The sequence below is a fragment of the Saccharopolyspora endophytica genome (genome assembly GCF_018070075.1).
GTDB lineage: Bacteria > Actinomycetota > Actinomycetes > Mycobacteriales > Pseudonocardiaceae > Saccharopolyspora > Saccharopolyspora endophytica.
Window position 1 is genome coordinate 1 of sequence record NZ_JAGPXE010000006.1, and the last position, 15,623, is coordinate 15,623.

Below are 15,623 nucleotides of genomic sequence, written 5' to 3' on the forward strand. Positions count from 1 at the left end.
CGGATGCCAGGTACGGCGAGGAGCTGATGGCGTGGGTGCGGTTGCGGGAGGGTGCTGAGGTGTTGACGGCGGAGTCGTTGCGGGAGTTCTGCGCGGGGAAGTTGGCGCACTACAAGATTCCGCGTTACGTGCACGTGGTGGGCGAGTTCCCGATGACGGTCACGGGCAAGGTCCGCAAGGTCGAGATGCGCGAGGAAGCCCGCCGCCTCCTCGACCTCTAACGCGCCGAAGACCCGGAATACCGCAGTAATCAGGCGACGGAATACGGCGGTAATCCGTCACCCGATTACGGCGGTATTCCGGGTTGTTCGGGTGTGGCCGACGTCGGTCAGCGGTTGTTGAGGGCGTTTCCCGAGAGCGCGAGTTGGCGGCTCTGGGCGACCAGGCGGCCTCGGGAGTCGTAGACGACCGCGTCCTCGTTGAACCAGCCGTCGGCGCTCAGCGCGGCGCAGCGGGTGTAGGTGGCGATCGGGCCGGGTGCGGGGAGTCCGCGCAGCTGGTAGGTCAGTTCGACGGTGGGGCACCACCCTCCGTGGCCCAGGCCGAACACCGTGGGTGGGAGCAGGTCGACCGCGACGATCAGCGACAGCGGGTCGAAGCCGGTGCCGTCGGTGAGCTGCATCCAGCCGCGCACCTCGTCGCCCGAGGTCTCGCCGCGCAGGAACGCCGTGGCGTGCGGGTCGAGTCGCACGTCGATGTGGCCGAGCAGGTTCTCGGCCGGGGTGCGGTGCTCGTCGCACTCGTCGAACGGTGTGATCGTGGGCTGCCGGTGGGCTTCCCACTCGTGAGCGGCGTCGGAGATCTCGCCCGCCGTGACCGTGGCCTCGATGCAGGACTTGCCGTTCTGCACCATGCGGGCGTGCACCGTGGTGTACAGCCGCCCGCGCTTGACCGCTTCGGTGCGCAGCTCGACCGGTCCGATGTCCGGTGAGCGCAGGAAGTGCGCGCTGACGGCGAGCGGATGGGTGCGGCCGGCGGTGGTGAGCGCGGCCTTGGTCAGCAGCGCCATCATGTACCCGCCGTGCGGGTTCTCCCCGAGCGACCACTCGTCGTCCAACATGGACTGGAAGACGCCTTCGCGGAGCTCCGTCGTGGTCATCGCCTCGGTGAAGGAACCCATGCCGGGGAGGTTACCTGCCCGAACGAGTTCCGGAATGCCTCTCGATTCGCGCCGGCCTGCGGCTTGCAAAGGATCAGCCGATGATGTGACCTGGGTTACGGACTCGGGCTGATCGCGGACGAAGGAGACGGTCATGAGCAGGTTGCGGTTCGGGGTCTTCCTCGCCCCCTTCCACCCGGCCGGGCAGAACCCGACGCTGGCCATGCAGCGCGACCTCCGGCTGATGGAGCACCTCGACGACATCGGGTTCGACGAGGCGTGGATCGGCGAGCACCACTCCGCGGGCAGCGAGATCATCGCCTCGCCGGAGATCTTCATCGCCGCCGCCGCCGAGCGCACCCGCCACATCAAGTTCGGCACCGGCGTGACCTCCGTCAGCTACCACAACCCGTTGTGGGTGGCCGACCGGATGGTCATGCTCGACCACCTGACCAGGGGTCGTTCGATGCTCGGCGTGGGCCCCGGCTCGCTGCCCACCGACTCGGCGATGATCGGGCTCAACCCGACCGACACGCGCGAACTGCTCGACCTCAACTTCGACATCATCATGCGGCTGCTGGCGGGCGAGACCGTCACCGAGCAGACCCCGACGCACAAGCTGGTCGACGCCCGGCTCCAGCTGCGGCCCTACACCGAGCCCCGCTTCGACGTCGCCGTGGCCGCGGTCGCCTCGCCCACCGGCCCGCGCCTGGCCGGCCGTCACGGTGCCGGGCTGCTGTCCATCGGCGCCACGCTCACCCAGGAGGGTTTCGACGCGCTGGCGCACCACTGGAGCGTGGTGGAGGAGCGGGCCGCCCACTTCGGGCAGCCCGCACCGGACCGCTCCGGGTGGCGGCTGGTCGGGCTCATGCACATCGCCGAAACCCGGGAGCAGGCGTACAAGGACGTCGAGCACGGCATCGAGCAGTGGTTCACCTACTTCCAGAAGGTGGCCGCGTTCCCGCAGATGGCCGTGGACGGCTCGAACATCCGCGAGATGATCGACTTCATCAACGAGGCCGGCATCGGCGCCATCGGCACGCCGGAGGACGCCCGCGCGCAGGTGCAGCGCCTCGCCGACCAGTCCGGCGGCTTCGGCGCGATGCTGCTGCTGGCCCACGAGTGGGCCAACCCCGAGGCCACGAAGCGCTCCTACGAGCTCATCGCGCAGGACGTCCTCCCGCACTTCCAGGGGCACGGCATCAGCCACCACGAGTCGACCGTGCGCGCCAAGGAGCGCGCCCGCGACACCCGCAGCGATCACGCCCAGCAGCAGTTGGCGGCCGTGGAGCGCATGACCGAGAAGTACGCCAAGGAGGTCGCCGACGGCTGAACCGGCCGATCGTCGCCGGGCTCAGCCCGCCCGGAGCGCGTTCAACGAGCGCCGCGCCGCGGTGGTGACGGCCTCGGCCGTGATGCCGAACTCGGCGTAGAGCCTCTGCTGGTCGGCCGAGGCGCCGAAGTGCTCCAGCGAGACGATCTCGCCCGCGTCGCCGACGAAGCGGTGCCACGGCTGGGCGATGCCCGCCTCCACCGCGACCCTCGCGCGCACCGACGGGGGCAGCACGGACCGGCGGTAGGGCTCGTCCTGCGCGTCGAACCACTCCACGCACGGCATCGACACCACGCGCGCCGGGATTCCGGCGTCCTCCAGGGACTTCCTGGCCGCCACCGCCAGCTGCACCTCCGATCCGGTCGCGATCAGCAGCACCTCGGGACTGCCGGACGAGGCCTCGGCGAGCACGTAACCGCCGCGGGCGACGCCTCGCGGGTCCGTGCCCTCCAGCGTCGGCACCCCCTGGCGGGTCAGCGCCAGACCGGCCGGGCCGTCGGGGTTGTCCAGCACGGTCTTCCACGCCGCGGCGGTCTCGTTGGCGTCGGCCGGGCGCACGACCGCGAGATCGGGGATCGCGCGCAGGCTCGCCAGGTGCTCGACCGGCTGGTGCGTCGGACCGTCCTCGCCGAGCCCGATCGAGTCGTGCGTCCACACGTAGATCACCGGCAGCCGCATCAGCGCCGCCAACCGCACCGCGGGGCGCATGTAGTCGCTGAAGACCATGAAAGTGCCGCCGTAGGGCCGGGTTCCACCGTGCAGCGCGATGCCGTTGAGGATCGAACCCATCGCGTGCTCGCGGACCCCGAAGTGCAGCGTCCGCCCGTAGGGCTGGGCGTTCCACGTGCCGGTGGAGATGCTCTCCGGTCCGAAGGAGTCCGCGCCCTTCATCGTCGTGTTGTTGCTCTCCGCCAGGTCGGCCGACCCGCCCCACAGCTCGGGGAGCGCTTCGGCTAGGGACGCCAGCACCTCCGCCGACGCCTTGCGGGTCGCGAGGCCCTTCTCGTCGGGTTCCCAGCTGGGCAGCCCGTCGGCCCACCCGGCGGGCAGCTCGCGGGCCCGCATCCGGTCCAGCAGCGCCTTGCGCCGGGGGTTCCCGGTCGCCCACGCGTCGAAGGCGATCTGCCACTTCTCGTGGGCGGCCCTGCCGCGCTCGGCGACCGCGCGGGTGTGCTCCAGCACTTCGTCGTCGACCTGGAACGACCGCTCCGGGTCGAAGCCCAGCAGCGCCTTGACCGCCGCCAGCTCGTCGGCGCCCAGCGCCGCGCCGTGGGCCTTGCCGGTGTTCCTCTTCGTCGGTGCCGGGTGGCCGATGACCGTGCGCAGCACGACGAGGCTCGGCCGCTCGGTCTCGGCGCGAGCGGCGGCCAGCGCGTCGAGGATGCCGGTGACGCACTCGCCGCCGTCGACGGTGACGACGTGCCAGCCGTAGGACTCGTAGCGCTTGGCGGTGTCCTCCGACAGCGCGATCCGCGTGTCGTCCTCGATGGAGATCTCGTTGGCGTCGTAGATGACCGTGAGGTTGCCCAGCTGCTGGGTGCCGGCCAGCGAGGACGCCTCGGAGGTCACGCCCTCCTCGATGTCGCCGTCGGAGGCGATCACGTAGACGTGGTGGTCGAAAACGCTCTCACCGGGCGGGGAGTCGGGATCCAGCAGGCCGCGCTCGCGGCGCGCGGCCATCGCCATGCCCACCGCGTTGGCCAGTCCCTGGCCCAGCGGGCCGGTCGTGGTCTCCACACCCGCGGTGTGGCCGTGCTCCGGGTGGCCCGGGGTCAGCGAGCCCCACGTCCGCAGCGCCTTGAGGTCGTCGAGCTCCAGGCCGTAGCCGGACAGGAACAGTTGCACGTACAGCGTCAGGCTCGAATGCCCCGCCGAGAGCACGAAGCGGTCGCGGCCGATCCACTCGGGGTCGGCGGGGTCGTGCCGCATGACGTGCTGGAACAGCGCGTACGCGACCGGTGCCAGGCTCATGGCGGTGCCGGGGTGCCCGCTGCCGCAGTTCTCGACGGCGTCGGCGGCGAGCACGCGGGCGGTGTCGATCGCGCGCCGGTCCAGGTCGGTCCAGTCGTCGGGCAGGTGTGCGGTGGTCAACCGGTCGAGCTCGTCGCTCACCCGGTGCTGGGCGGTGGGCTGGTTCGCGATCATGGACGCGCACTCCTGATGCTCGGTGTTGGCGGAGATCTGCCGCGGATGTCAGGCAGGCCACATCCGGGAGAGCTCGGGATGGTCGTCGTCGACGAGGCGGTGCGCCAGCGCGATCGCCTCGTCCCGGTCGATCTCGTGGAGGGCCGGTTCGGACCTGGCGACGCCCTCCAGGACGTTGGCCAGCGCTTCGGCCGCGTTCGGGGACGTGCCGCCGTCGCCGCCGCGCGCGTGGCGCCGCCGCATCACCGCCGCGGCGTCCAGCAGCAGGTGTCGCTGCGCCTCGCGCAGGTCCGCATCGCCGTGGGAACTTCCCATGTCACTTACCCTTCTCCCGCCGCGACGTCCGGCCGGGAGGGCGCTCGGCCACTCCCGGCCGTGCCGTGGTCGTGGTGCGGTCAGCGGATGAGGCTCTTGAGGTTCTTCGCGGCCGCGGCCGGGTCCTTCGCGCTGTAGATCGCGCCACCGGCGACCGCGACGGTCGCCCCGGAGTCCTGCACCGCCGCGATGGATTCAGCCTTGATGCCACCGGCGATGGAGAACGGAACCCCTGCCTGGCGCCCGTCGTCGAGCAGCGTCTGGATCGTGTAGCCGGGCTTGGCCTGCTCGTCGAGCCCGGCGTGGATCTCCACGAACGACACGCCCATCTTCGACACCTCGCGGATGCGGGCCACCCGGTCGGCCACCACGGTGATCATGTCGGCGACGACGTCCTTGCCGTGCTTGCGGCCGGCGGCGACCGCCCCGCGCACGGTGTCGTCGTCGGCGGCGCCCATCACGGTGACCAGGTCGGCGCCCGCGGCGAAGGCGAGGTCGGCCTCCAGCTCACCGGCATCGGCGGTCTTCATGTCGGCGAAGACCAGCTTGTCCGGGTGCGCGGCCTTGATCGCCTTGATCGCGTCGAGCCCCTCGGCCTTGATCAGCGGCGTGCCCAGTTCGAGGATGTCCACGTAATCCGCGGTCTGGCGAGCCAGGGTCAGCGCGTCTTCGAGGGTGGCGACGTCCAGTGCTACCTGCAGCTTCACGGCAATCTCCTCAATTCGTGGTACTCGGCGGATTCCGGCGCTTCCGATCGGTTCCGCGATTGTGGGAAAACGTGCAACGGCCTGTGACAGTGCACCGATCTCCACGACCCGGTCAACGGCGCCGGAACGAACGGATGCCACGGCGGAACAAACGGCCGGAACGCCCTCCCAGAAGGCAATTCTCGGGAGTTCCCCGAGGTCGCCGGAATGGTGATCTCCGGTCCGCTGACGAGCGATAACGGCCGTTCGAGCGGATGTCGAAGCCGTTCGTTCCGCCCGGAAGTCTGTTCGTGACGGCTCTGTTGACCGGGTCCGGGCGTCCGTGCAGTCTCACAACCGCAGAATGCGTCCCGAAAATGCGACCGCGGGAACCGCGGATTCGCGACGAGGGCGGAATCCAGGAATGGGAACGCGCGATTTCACCATCGCCGACGAGCGCCTGGAGTTCTTCGACGAACGCAGTGGGGAGTGGCTCAGATGACCGGAACGGACACCGCTGACCAGAACATCGGCGACAGGCTCAACCCGCCGCACTTCAGCTACGCGACGCTGGCCATCAGCGGCGAGGTGGACCGCGTGCGCCGGGACGTCCAGCCCGCGGCCTGGGCCCGCGCCGGCGCGATGCTGCTCAACGCGACCGCGGTGTTCACCGTCGGCGGCGGGCGCAGCGGACTGGCCCTGCAGATGGCCGCGATGCGCTTCATGCACCTCGGGCTCTCCGCGCACGTCGTGGGGGAGACGACCGCACCGGCGATCGGCACCGGTGACGTCCTGGTCGCCGCCTCGGGATCCGGCACCACCTCCCGCGTGGTGCGGGCGGCCGAAACCGCGCGCGGCCAAGGGGCGAACGTCATCGCGCTGACCACCGCGCCGGACTCGCCGCTGGCCGCGCTGGCGACCGAGGTGCTGGTCATCCCCGCCGCCGACAAGCAGGACTTCGAGGGCAAGGCGTCCGAGCAGTACGCGGGAAGCCTGTTCGAGCAGTCGGTCCTGCTGCTCAGCGACGCGCTGTTCCACGCGCTGTGGCGGTCGAGCGGCGTGCAGGCCCGCGACCTGTGGCGGCTGCACGCGAACTTGGAGTGACCGGAGCCGGAAACGCAGGCAGGTAGCCGAACCGAGGAGCCCGAGATGCACCGGACCGCACCGCGAACCCGCACCGACGTCCGCACCCTGGAGGCGATCGCGCTGGCCGCCACGCACAGCGCGGCGATCGCCAGCCGCGCCTGGGTGGGGCGGCACGACAAGAACGCCGCCGACGCAGCGGCGACCGAGGCCATGCGCCAGGTGCTCGCCGACGCCCCCGGCCGGGGAACGGTCGTCATCGGGGAGGGCGAGAAGGACGAGGCTCCGATGCTCTACAACGGCGAGACCGTGGGCAACGGCTGCGGCCCGGACTTCGACATCGCCGTGGACCCGCTCGAAGGCACCTCGTTCTGCGCCAAGAACCACCCGGGCGCGATGGCCACCATCGCCTTCGCCGAACCCGGGACACTCTGGTCGCCCGGTCCCGGCTTCTACATGGACAAGATCGTGGTCCCGCCGCGGGCGAAGGGCGTCGTCGACCTCGCCGACACGCCCGAGCGGACCTTGGCCAACGTCGCCCACGCCCTCGGCAAGCCGATCCACCGGCTGCGCGTGGTCGTCATGGACAAGCCGCGCCACCAGGAGCTGATCGCACGGCTGCTGCGAGCCGGAGCGTCCGTGCACACCCCGGCCGAAGGCGACGTCGCCGGCAGTCTCGAAGTGCTGCTGCCGACCGGCGACGCCGACCTGCTGCTCGGCATCGGCGGCACGCCGGAGGGCGTGATGACCGCCGCCGCGGTCCGCGCGCTGGGCGGCGACATGCTCGGCCGCCTCGCCCCGCAGCGCGACGAGGAAGCGGCCGCCATCAGCGCGGCGGGCATGGACGTCGACCGCGTCTACACCTGCGACGAGCTCGTCGGCGGCGACGCGCTGTTCGCCGCCACCGGCGTCACCGGCGGGTCGCTGCTGAGCCGTCCCCGGGAGTCCGAGGGCACCGTGCTCGCCGAGTCCATGCTGATCTCCAGCGGCCAGGTGCGCCGCATCGCGCACACCGGCGCGCATCCGAACAGGGGTGGGATCCGATGACGCTGCACCTGGACGACCTGCGGGTTCGCCACCTCGGCGAGTGCCGCCACGACTCACCGCTGTCCGCGCTGCTCGCGGCCAAGCGGACCTCCCCGCACTACGTGGCCGAGGGCGACCGGGTCCTGCTGGAGGACACCGTGTCCATGCTCGCCGAGCACGGCCTCCCGCCCGAGGACCTGCCGAGCTTCGAGGCCGCCGGTCCCCGCCGCAGGATCTACTTCGACCCGGCGCTGGTCACCGCGGGCATCGTCACCTGCGGCGGGCTGTGCCCCGGGCTCAACGACGTCATCCGCGGTCTGGTGCAGGAGCTGACCGTGCAGTACGACGTCAAGCGCGTCGTGGGCTTCCGCAACGGACTTCGCGGCCTGACCGCCCGGCACCGCGACGACACGATCGAGCTGACCCCGGACCGCGTGCGCGACATCCACAACGCGGGCGGCACCATCCTGGGCAGCTCGCGGGGTGCGCAGGACGCGGAGGAGATGGTCGACAGCCTCCTGCTGCGCGGCATCAACGTCCTGTTCGTCATCGGCGGGGACGGGGGCATGAACGCCGCGACGAACCTGGCCGCGGCGATCCGGGCGCGCGGTCTGGACATCGCCGTCATCGGCGTGCCCAAGACGATCGACAACGACCTGCCCTACACCGACCAGTCCTTCGGCTTCCAGAGCGCTTTCGCGCAGGCGGCCAACTTCATCTCCTCGGTCTCCATCGAGGCCGCGGCCAGCCCGGACGGGATCGGCATCGTGAAGCTGATGGGCCGGCATTCCGGGTTCATCGCCTGCTACGCCTCGCTGGCCCGCAACGCGGCGGACATCGTCCTCATCCCGGAGGTCCCCTTCGCCCTGGAGGGAGAGGACGGGCTGCTGGCCCGGGTCGAGCGGCACGTCCGGTCGAAGGGCTTCGTGGTCATCGTCGTCGCCGAGGGAGCGGGGCAGGACCTGCTCGCCGAGCGCGGCCTGCTGGAGGGCGCCACCGACGCCTCCGGCAACGCCAAGCTCGGCGACATCGGCGCGCTGCTCCGGGAGACCATCACCGCGCACCTGACGGCGGCCGGGCTGGTGCCGACGGTGCGCTACATCGATCCGAGCTACGCCATCCGCAGCGTGACCGCCAACGCCTACGACAGCGTCTACTGCCTGCGCCTGGCCCACGCCGCGGTGCACGCGGCCATGGCCGGTCGCACGGAGACCGCGGTGGTGCGCTGGCGGCGGCGGTTCGTGCACGTGCCGATGCCGCTGATCATCAGCCACCGCAACCAGGTCGATCCGGACGGCGACCTGTGGATGTCGGTGCTCGAAGCGACCGGTCAGCTCGGCCAGCAGCGGCCGCTGCTCGTCGAGAGGTGACCCGGACCACCGCTGGTTGTCGCCGGGCTGCCGCTCGTGCGCCGTTCGCCAGCGGTCGTCGCGTTCTGCTTGCCCCGCGAATCTCGCACGACGTAGCTTTCGGCCCGAGGTCACCAAGGCCGGAGCGCGAGACCCTCACACGCCCGTTCGCCTCGGGATTCGTGACGTGCTCCCCACGAGCCGGCGGTCCGCGCGACGCGGTTCGTCCCGGTGCGCGGGTTCCCACGTCCGCACGCGTTCCGGGTTGGTGAGAAGACCAAAGGCGGTCCCCAGATGGTAGACATGCACCGGCTCGACCTCCCGGCCCGAAAACCGCGCAAGGCCACGGTGTACGAGGCGTGGGAGCGCTTCGTGCGGGGCGAGGACGACGTCCACGGCGTGCGGCCGGAGGTGGCGCTGTCCTGGCACCGCTGCCGCGACCAGTACGGCGTCGACCCCTCGCTGACCGAGGCACCGGTCGCCACGGCCGACGTCGACCACGCGCTGGAGCACGACGTCGTGTTCGCCGAACTGGGTTTCCGCGCGGCTTCGGTCGTGGACGAGGTGAGCAACATCGGTGGCGTCGTGACGGTCGCCGACGCCTCCGGCCGGGTCCTGGCCGAATGGGGCGACAAGGCCACGCGCTCCTTCGCCGCCAAGGCCAACCTGGCGCCCTGGTACTGCTGGTCGGAGTGCGCGACCGGCACCAACGGCATGGGAACCGCGCTGGAGACGACCTCTCCCGTGGTGATCAGGGGTGCCGAGCACTGGTGCCAGGCGTTCCACGACTGGACCTGCGCGGGCGTGGCGGTGCGGGACGTGGTGACCAAGGAACCGGTCGCGGTCCTCAACATCTCGTGCTGGCGCAGCGAGCTCCCGAAGGCCGCGGGTGCGTGGTTGAGCAACGCCGCCAGCAGGACGCAGTTCATGCTCCGGCGCCGCGCCCGCGATGCCGGTGCGGAGCTGGTCGCGGCCTACAACCACGCGCGTTCTCGGTCGGGCGGGTCGGTGGCCGCGCTGGATCCCGCGGGCCGCGTGGTGATCGCCGACGACAAGGCGAGCGTGCTGCTCGGCGTGCCGAGCGCGACGCCCGCACCCGACCCGGCGGTGCGGTGGAACCCGAGGCTGCCGGAGCTGATCAAAGCCGCCCGGTACGCCGCCAAGCAGGCGTCGCACAACCCCTCCTGGGTCGGGTCCACGCAGGTCTTCACGCACCTGGCCGACGATCCGACGCCGATCACCTTCCGGCCGGTGTTCCTGTCCGGGCACCTGGTCGGCAACCTCGTGTCGTTCGGGCTCTCCGAGGGCGAGCAGCTGCCGCGCGCGGACGGCGGGGGAGGTTCCCGCGGGCCGGGCCCCGCGCCGCGGATCGTCGCGACCCGGGAGAACCGGATGGTCCTGCTGCGCCCGCCCGAGGTCTCCTTCGCGGAGTCGGAGGGCAACGACGTCTGGCTGTCGACCGACCAGGGGCGCCTGCGCGCGGCGACGCCCGCGCTGGACAAGCTCGAACGAGAGCTCGGCGGCAGCGGATTCCTCCGCGTGCACCGGCAGTACGTGGTCAACCTCGACCGCGTCCGGGAGGTCGAGCGCGGTTTCAAGGGTGAACTGGCGCTCGTGATGGACGGCCAGGCGGACGCGATGGTGCCGGTGTCGCGGCGCAACGCCCCTGCCGTGCGGCGTGAACTGGGCATCTGAGGTCACCGGAAGGGAGGTGCGCGATGCCGGAGAACCCGGATGCGGTGGCGGTCACGCGCAACTACGACCAGAGCGTGCGGCGGCGCGTTGAGCGGGCCCGGAACCACCCGGCGGCGGGTGGGGACAACCGCGACTGGTGGCCGGGTCGGCTGGACCTGGGGATCCTGGCCAAGCACCATCCTGCGGCGAACCCGCTGGGAGCCGGTTTCGACTACGCGGCGGAGTTCGCGAAGCTCGACCTGGACGCGGTGGCCCGCGACGTCGACGAGGTCCTGACGACCTCGCAGGACTGGTGGCCGGCCGATTTCGGCCACTACGGGCCGCTGGTGCTGCGCATGGCGTGGCACTGCGCGGGGACCTACCGCGTCGGCGACGGCCGAGGTGGGGCGAGCACGGGGATGCAGCGCTTCGCGCCGACCAACAGCTGGCCGGACAACCGCAACCTGGACAAGGCGCGGCGGTTGTTGTGGCCGGTCAAGCAGAAGTACGGCCGCAGCATCTCCTGGGCCGATCTCATGGTCTTCGCGGGCAACCGCGCTCTGGAGTCCATGGGCTTCACGACGCTGGGATTCGCGGGTGGCCGCGAGGACGTGTGGGAATCCGAGGCCGACGTCTACTGGGGACCGGAGCGCGCCTGGCTGGCAGACGAGCGCCACACCGGTGTCCGGGATCTTCAGGAGCCCCTCGCAGCGGACGAGATGGGCCTGATCTACGTCGACCCGCAGGGACCCTCGACGCTGCCCGATCCGATCGCGGCCGGCCGTGCGATCCGGGAGTCGTTCCGGCGGATGGGGATGAACGACGAGGAGACCGTCGCGCTCATCGTCGGCGGGCACACCTTCGGCAAGACCCACGGTGCCGCCGATCTGGACCACCTCGCAGCCGAACCCGAGGGCGCGGGCCTGGAGGAACAAGGTCTGGGCTGGCGCAACAGCTACGGAACCGGCAAGGGCCCGGACGCGATCTCGACGGGGCTGGAGGGGATCTGGACGCCCACCCCGACCCGCTGGGACAACTCGTTCCTGGAAACCCTCTTCGCCTACGAGTGGGACGTGGTGCTCAGCCCGGCCGGGCTCTGGCAATGGGTGCCCAGCGAGGGCCAGGGGCACGGCACGGCCCCGGACCCGCACGACCCGTTGAAGCGGCACACGCCGACGATGCTCACCACCGACCTCGCGCTGCAGGAGGACCCCGGCTACGCACCGATCGCCCGCCGGTTCCTCGCCCGCCCCGACGACCTCGCCGACACCTTCGCGCGAGCGTGGTTCAAGCTCACCCACATCGACATGGGCCCCCGGCACAACTACCTGGGGCCGCTGGTCCCGGCGGAACGGATGATCTGGCAGGACCCGCTGCCCGAGGTCGATCACGACCTCATCGACGACACCGACATCACCGACCTCAAGAACCGCATCGCGGCCACCGGAATCCCGATCCCGCAGCTGGTGTTCACCGCGTGGGCCTCCGCGTCCACCTACCGCGCCGGCGACGAGCGCGGCGGCGCCGACGGAGCCCGCATCCGCCTCGAACCCCAACGCCGCTGGGACGCCAACGACCCCGGCACCACCGGGCCGGTGCTGGCCGCGCTGGAGGGAATCCAGCAGGAGTTCAACGCCGAACACGCTGGGCTCACGCGGGTTTCGCTGGCCGACCTCATCGTCCTCGCCGGCTGCGCGGCGATCGAACGCGCGGCCAACGGCGTCCAGGTGCCCTTCACCCCAGGGCGTACCGACGCCGCCCAGGAGTGGACCGACGTCGAGTCCTTCGCCGCGCTCGAACCCACCGCGGACGGATTCCGCAACTACGTCAGCGAGAAACCGCAGCTCCCGGCCGAACACCTGCTGATCGACCGCGCGAACCAGCTGCGGTTGAGCGCCCCCGAGATGACCGCCCTCATCGGTGGCCTTCGCGCGCTCGGCGCCACCCACCGCGGAACGCCGCTGGGAGTGCTCACGACCCGACCGGGCGAGCTGACCAACGACTTCTTCACCCATCTGCTCGACATGACCGTCGAGTGGGCACCGAGGTCGGTCACGCGCGGGATCGCCACCACCTTCGCAGGGCGTGACCGCGCCACCGGAGAACTCCGGTGGACGGCGAGCCGGGTCGACCTCGTCTTCGGTTCGCACTCCGAATTGCGCGCTCTCGCGGAGTTCTACGCAGCCGAGCCGGAGCAGTTCTCGCGCGATTTCGCGTCGGCCTGGGACAAGGTCATGAACCTCGGCCGACCGGAAATGCGCTGACGCCGCTCGCATTCGGGGGAAATCTTCGAGGAACGCATCATCAGTGCGCCCGAAGGTGGCTTCTTCGGCGGTGAATCGATTCCCCGATGCGGATTTCCCCGATGGCGGAACAGGGCTCGTCGGACTGGTCATCGACAGCCCTCCGGGGACGAACTCCGTTGGGCGGTAGTTGATTCCGTGCGAGCGGTGCACGCTCACCGGTTAGCGGTCAACTCTTCCGGAGCCGGTGCGGGAACCGTAAAATTGATGAGTATCACAGGGTGAATCGAACAGCAGTCGGACCTGGCGATCACATTCGGAACCGCCGTTGACCGGGCCGGCGAACACCTGTGGCGGGGAACGCTGCGTCAGCCGAGATGCGCTGGTGACGGCTGATTTTCGTCCCGCGCCGTTGCGACGACCGTGTCCGCGTTCCGCGAGCACGTCGACGTGGCGTGAGTGATCCGGAATCGGGATTCGAACGAGGAGGTGAGGTCCAATGACGTCAACCCAAGAACGTGAAGACCTTCTGAGTGAACTCGGCTTGGACGCGCAGAACAGCGCAGCGATCGGTCGCGTGCTGGGCACCGGCAACATCCTGCGGGCCACCGAGCGGGCCGACGGCACGATGGAGGCGACCATCCGGATCAGGGAGGACGAGATCTGCTGGGACCCGGCGATTCTCGTGCTGCCGCACGGTGGTGACGTCGAGCTGACGATCATCAACGACGACAAGAACACGCACGCCTGCCTGCTCCCGAGCAACGGCGACAAGAAGTTCATCTGGCTGCTCAACCACTCGAAGGGCCGGGCGAAGCTCAACCTGGACGGTCCCGGTTACTACTGGTACAGCTCCCCGGGCGGCAACGACGAGGGCCGCGGTCTGACCGCCGCCATCGTGGTGCTCGGCGAGGTACCGCCGGAAGCCCGCCTCGACCGCCCCGACCAGCCGCGCCGGTAGAGAGGATCGAACTGATGACAGTCGAATACGTTGACGCCGGTGACGCGATCGACCACGGAGCGCTGAGCGCCGTTTCCGGCGCCGCTCCCGCCGTCACCGACAACATCGACTACGAGCGCATCCTCAACGCGCGCTCGGAATCGCACAACTGGATCACCTACTACGGCGACTACGACGGCAAGCGGTACAGCCTGCTGGACCAGGTCAACACCGAGAACGTCAAGCGACTCGGTCCGGCCTGGATCTTCCAGGCGGGGGCCTCCGGGCAGATCGCCGGCGCCTCGACCTACGCCTTCGAGACCTGTCCGCTGGTCGTCGACGGCGTCATGTACGTGACCGGCTGGGACGGCTGGTTCTGGGCCCTGGACGCCAAGACCGGTGAGCAGCTGTGGCGCTACAAGCACGCGGTTCCCTTCGACGTCTCGCTGTGCTGCGGCAACGTCAACCGCGGTTCCGCGGTGGCCAACGGCAAGGTCTACTTCGTGACCCCCAACGCCCACCTGCTCGCGCTGGACGCGACCAACGGTGAGAAGGTCTGGGAGAAGACCATCGGTGACGTCCGCGCGGGCGAGAGCGCCTCGCTGGCCCCGCTGGTCATCAAGGACACGATCATCACCGGCAGCGCCGGCGGCGAGTTCGGCGTGCGCGGGCACATCGACTGCTGGGACCTGGAGACCGGTGAGCAGCGCTGGCGCTGCTACACCGTGCCCAAGCCCGGTGAGCCGGGTTCGGAGACCTGGCCGGCCGACGGCGAGGCGTGGGCGCGCGGCGGTGCCAACCACTGGGTCACCGGCACCTACGACCCCGAGACGAACCTCTACTACGCGGGCACCGGCAACCCGGCGCCCGACTTCGACGGCGCGGTGCGCGAGGGCGACAACCTCTACACCGACAGCGTCGTCGCCGTGGACGTCGACACCGGCCAGATCCGGTGGCACTACCAGTTCACCCCGCACGACCTGTGGGACTACGACTCCACCATGGAGATGACCCTGTTCGAGCGGGACGGGAAGAAGCTCCTCGGGCACTTCGACAAGAACGGCTACTTCTTCGTGCTCGACCGCACCAACGGCGAGCTGCAGCACGTCACGCCGTTCGTCGACCGGATCGACTGGGGCACCATCACCCGCGACGGCAAGGTGACGCCCAGGAAGTACCCGGACAAGGAGGGCGAGCCCGTCCACTTCTACCCCGGCCCGGCCGGTGCCAAGGAGTGGACGCACGCCGCCTACAGCCCGCGCACCGACATGTTCTACGTGCCGGTCGCCGACGTGGGCGCGACCGCGACCAGGCGTCGTCGCGAGTTCAAGGAAGGCATGCCGTACTGGGGTGCCGCCGTCCAGGTGGACATCGACAACATGGCCGGGTCGGTCAGCGCCTTCGACTCCCACGGGGAGGAGAAGTGGCGTTGGCGCAACCCGTACCCGATGGCCTCGTCGGTGCTCGCGACCGCTGGTGACGTCGTGTTCGCCGGCACGCCGACGGGCGAGTTCCTGGCCCTGGACGCCCGGACCGGTGAGGAGCTGTGGAAGTTCCAGTGCGGGAGCGGGCACCACGGCAGCCCCATGACCTACTCGGTCGACGGCAAGCAGTACGTCGCCGTTCCGGTCGGCTGGGGCGGCTGGCTGGAGGGCATCATCCCCGGCATGCTCGGCGCGGGCCACGGCAGCGCGCTGATCGTGTTCACCCTGCCGGACTGACCGGCGGGC

General features: G+C 70.4%; 13 protein-coding genes. 9 read left to right on the forward strand and 4 right to left on the reverse strand.

The features are described from left to right. Positions 1–221 (forward strand): AMP-binding enzyme (locus KBO27_RS15525; RefSeq protein ID WP_443706185.1); only part of this gene is annotated, 221 nt, incomplete at its 5' end. A 107-nt stretch (positions 222–328) separates the two neighbouring features. On the opposite strand, the gene KBO27_RS15530 is transcribed toward KBO27_RS15525, so the two are convergent. Then, positions 329–1,120 (reverse strand): thioesterase family protein, encoded by a 792-nt coding sequence (locus KBO27_RS15530; protein ID WP_210970709.1) that lies wholly within the window; start codon positions 1,118–1,120, stop codon positions 329–331. Positions 1,121–1,253: 133 nt separating this feature from the next. On the opposite strand from KBO27_RS15530, the gene KBO27_RS15535 reads away from it, so the two are divergent. Then, positions 1,254–2,432, forward strand: coding sequence for an LLM class flavin-dependent oxidoreductase (locus KBO27_RS15535; RefSeq protein WP_210970710.1), 1,179 nt, complete (start codon positions 1,254–1,256; stop codon positions 2,430–2,432). Between the two features lie 21 nt (positions 2,433–2,453). Here the strand turns inward: KBO27_RS15535 and tkt are convergent, their stop codons facing one another. From tkt to hxlA, 3 genes are all read right to left on the reverse strand, one after another. After that, entirely contained in the window at positions 2,454–4,577 is a 2,124-nt protein-coding gene (gene tkt, locus KBO27_RS15540) for a transketolase (protein WP_210970711.1), read from the reverse strand. Between the two features lie 48 nt (positions 4,578–4,625). Further along, complete coding sequence (locus KBO27_RS15545) at positions 4,626–4,892, reverse strand: hypothetical protein (protein ID WP_210970712.1); 267 nt, start codon at positions 4,890–4,892, stop codon at positions 4,626–4,628. Positions 4,893–4,972: 80 nt separating this feature from the next. Next, positions 4,973–5,599, reverse strand: a complete 627-nt coding sequence (hxlA, locus tag KBO27_RS15550; protein WP_210970713.1) for a 3-hexulose-6-phosphate synthase — start codon at positions 5,597–5,599, stop codon at positions 4,973–4,975. 477 nt (positions 5,600–6,076) lie between these two features. Between hxlA and hxlB the strand changes: the two genes are divergently transcribed. The 7 genes from hxlB (at position 6,077) to KBO27_RS15585 (ending at position 15,614) form a co-directional block, all read left to right on the forward strand. After that, positions 6,077–6,682, forward strand: a complete 606-nt coding sequence (hxlB, locus tag KBO27_RS15555) for a 6-phospho-3-hexuloisomerase (protein ID WP_210970714.1) — start codon at positions 6,077–6,079, stop codon at positions 6,680–6,682. A gap of 45 nt (positions 6,683–6,727) precedes the next feature. Beyond that, the gene (gene glpX / locus KBO27_RS15560) at positions 6,728–7,708 is read left to right on the forward strand and encodes a class II fructose-bisphosphatase (protein WP_210970715.1); all 981 of its coding nucleotides are present in this window, start codon (positions 6,728–6,730) and stop codon (positions 7,706–7,708) included. Further along, on the forward strand, positions 7,705–9,057 hold the full coding sequence (locus KBO27_RS15565; protein WP_210970716.1) for an ATP-dependent 6-phosphofructokinase: 1,353 nt from the start codon (positions 7,705–7,707) through the stop codon (positions 9,055–9,057). Before glpX ends, KBO27_RS15565 begins: the two co-directional genes overlap by 4 nt. Positions 9,058–9,330: 273 nt before the next feature. Then, complete coding sequence (locus tag KBO27_RS15570; protein WP_210970717.1) at positions 9,331–10,731, forward strand: DNA-binding protein; 1,401 nt, start codon at positions 9,331–9,333, stop codon at positions 10,729–10,731. A gap of 23 nt (positions 10,732–10,754) precedes the next feature. Next, positions 10,755–12,974: a catalase/peroxidase HPI gene (gene katG, locus KBO27_RS15575; RefSeq protein ID WP_210970718.1), complete on the forward strand. Its 2,220-nt coding sequence runs from the start codon at positions 10,755–10,757 to the stop codon at positions 12,972–12,974. A gap of 478 nt (positions 12,975–13,452) precedes the next feature. Continuing rightward, the gene (locus KBO27_RS15580) at positions 13,453–13,914 is read left to right on the forward strand and encodes an MSMEG_3727 family PQQ-associated protein (RefSeq protein ID WP_132625630.1); all 462 of its coding nucleotides are present in this window, start codon (positions 13,453–13,455) and stop codon (positions 13,912–13,914) included. Between the two features lie 14 nt (positions 13,915–13,928). Continuing rightward, the gene (locus KBO27_RS15585; protein WP_210970719.1) at positions 13,929–15,614 is read left to right on the forward strand and encodes a PQQ-dependent dehydrogenase, methanol/ethanol family; all 1,686 of its coding nucleotides are present in this window, start codon (positions 13,929–13,931) and stop codon (positions 15,612–15,614) included. Positions 15,615–15,623 lie beyond the last annotated feature (9 nt).

Excerpts from the sequence above, each read along its gene's own strand:
- KBO27_RS15535 (WP_210970710.1), top strand. The coding sequence starts at position 1,254 with ATGAGCAGGTTGCGGTTCGGGGTCTTCCTCGCCCCCTTCCACCCGGCC.
- katG (WP_210970718.1), top strand. The coding sequence starts at position 10,755 with ATGCCGGAGAACCCGGATGCGGTGGCGGTCACGCGCAACTACGACCAG.
- KBO27_RS15565 (WP_210970716.1), top strand. The coding sequence starts at position 7,705 with ATGACGCTGCACCTGGACGACCTGCGGGTTCGCCACCTCGGCGAGTGC.
- KBO27_RS15530 (WP_210970709.1), bottom strand. The coding sequence starts at position 1,120 with ATGGGTTCCTTCACCGAGGCGATGACCACGACGGAGCTCCGCGAAGGC.
- hxlB (WP_210970714.1), top strand. The coding sequence starts at position 6,077 with ATGACCGGAACGGACACCGCTGACCAGAACATCGGCGACAGGCTCAAC.
- KBO27_RS15545 (WP_210970712.1), bottom strand. The coding sequence starts at position 4,892 with ATGGGAAGTTCCCACGGCGATGCGGACCTGCGCGAGGCGCAGCGACAC.
- glpX (WP_210970715.1), top strand. The coding sequence starts at position 6,728 with ATGCACCGGACCGCACCGCGAACCCGCACCGACGTCCGCACCCTGGAG.
- KBO27_RS15585 (WP_210970719.1), top strand. The coding sequence starts at position 13,929 with ATGACAGTCGAATACGTTGACGCCGGTGACGCGATCGACCACGGAGCG.
- KBO27_RS15580 (WP_132625630.1), top strand. The coding sequence starts at position 13,453 with ATGACGTCAACCCAAGAACGTGAAGACCTTCTGAGTGAACTCGGCTTG.
- KBO27_RS15570 (WP_210970717.1), top strand. The coding sequence starts at position 9,331 with ATGGTAGACATGCACCGGCTCGACCTCCCGGCCCGAAAACCGCGCAAG.
- tkt (WP_210970711.1), bottom strand. The coding sequence starts at position 4,577 with ATGATCGCGAACCAGCCCACCGCCCAGCACCGGGTGAGCGACGAGCTC.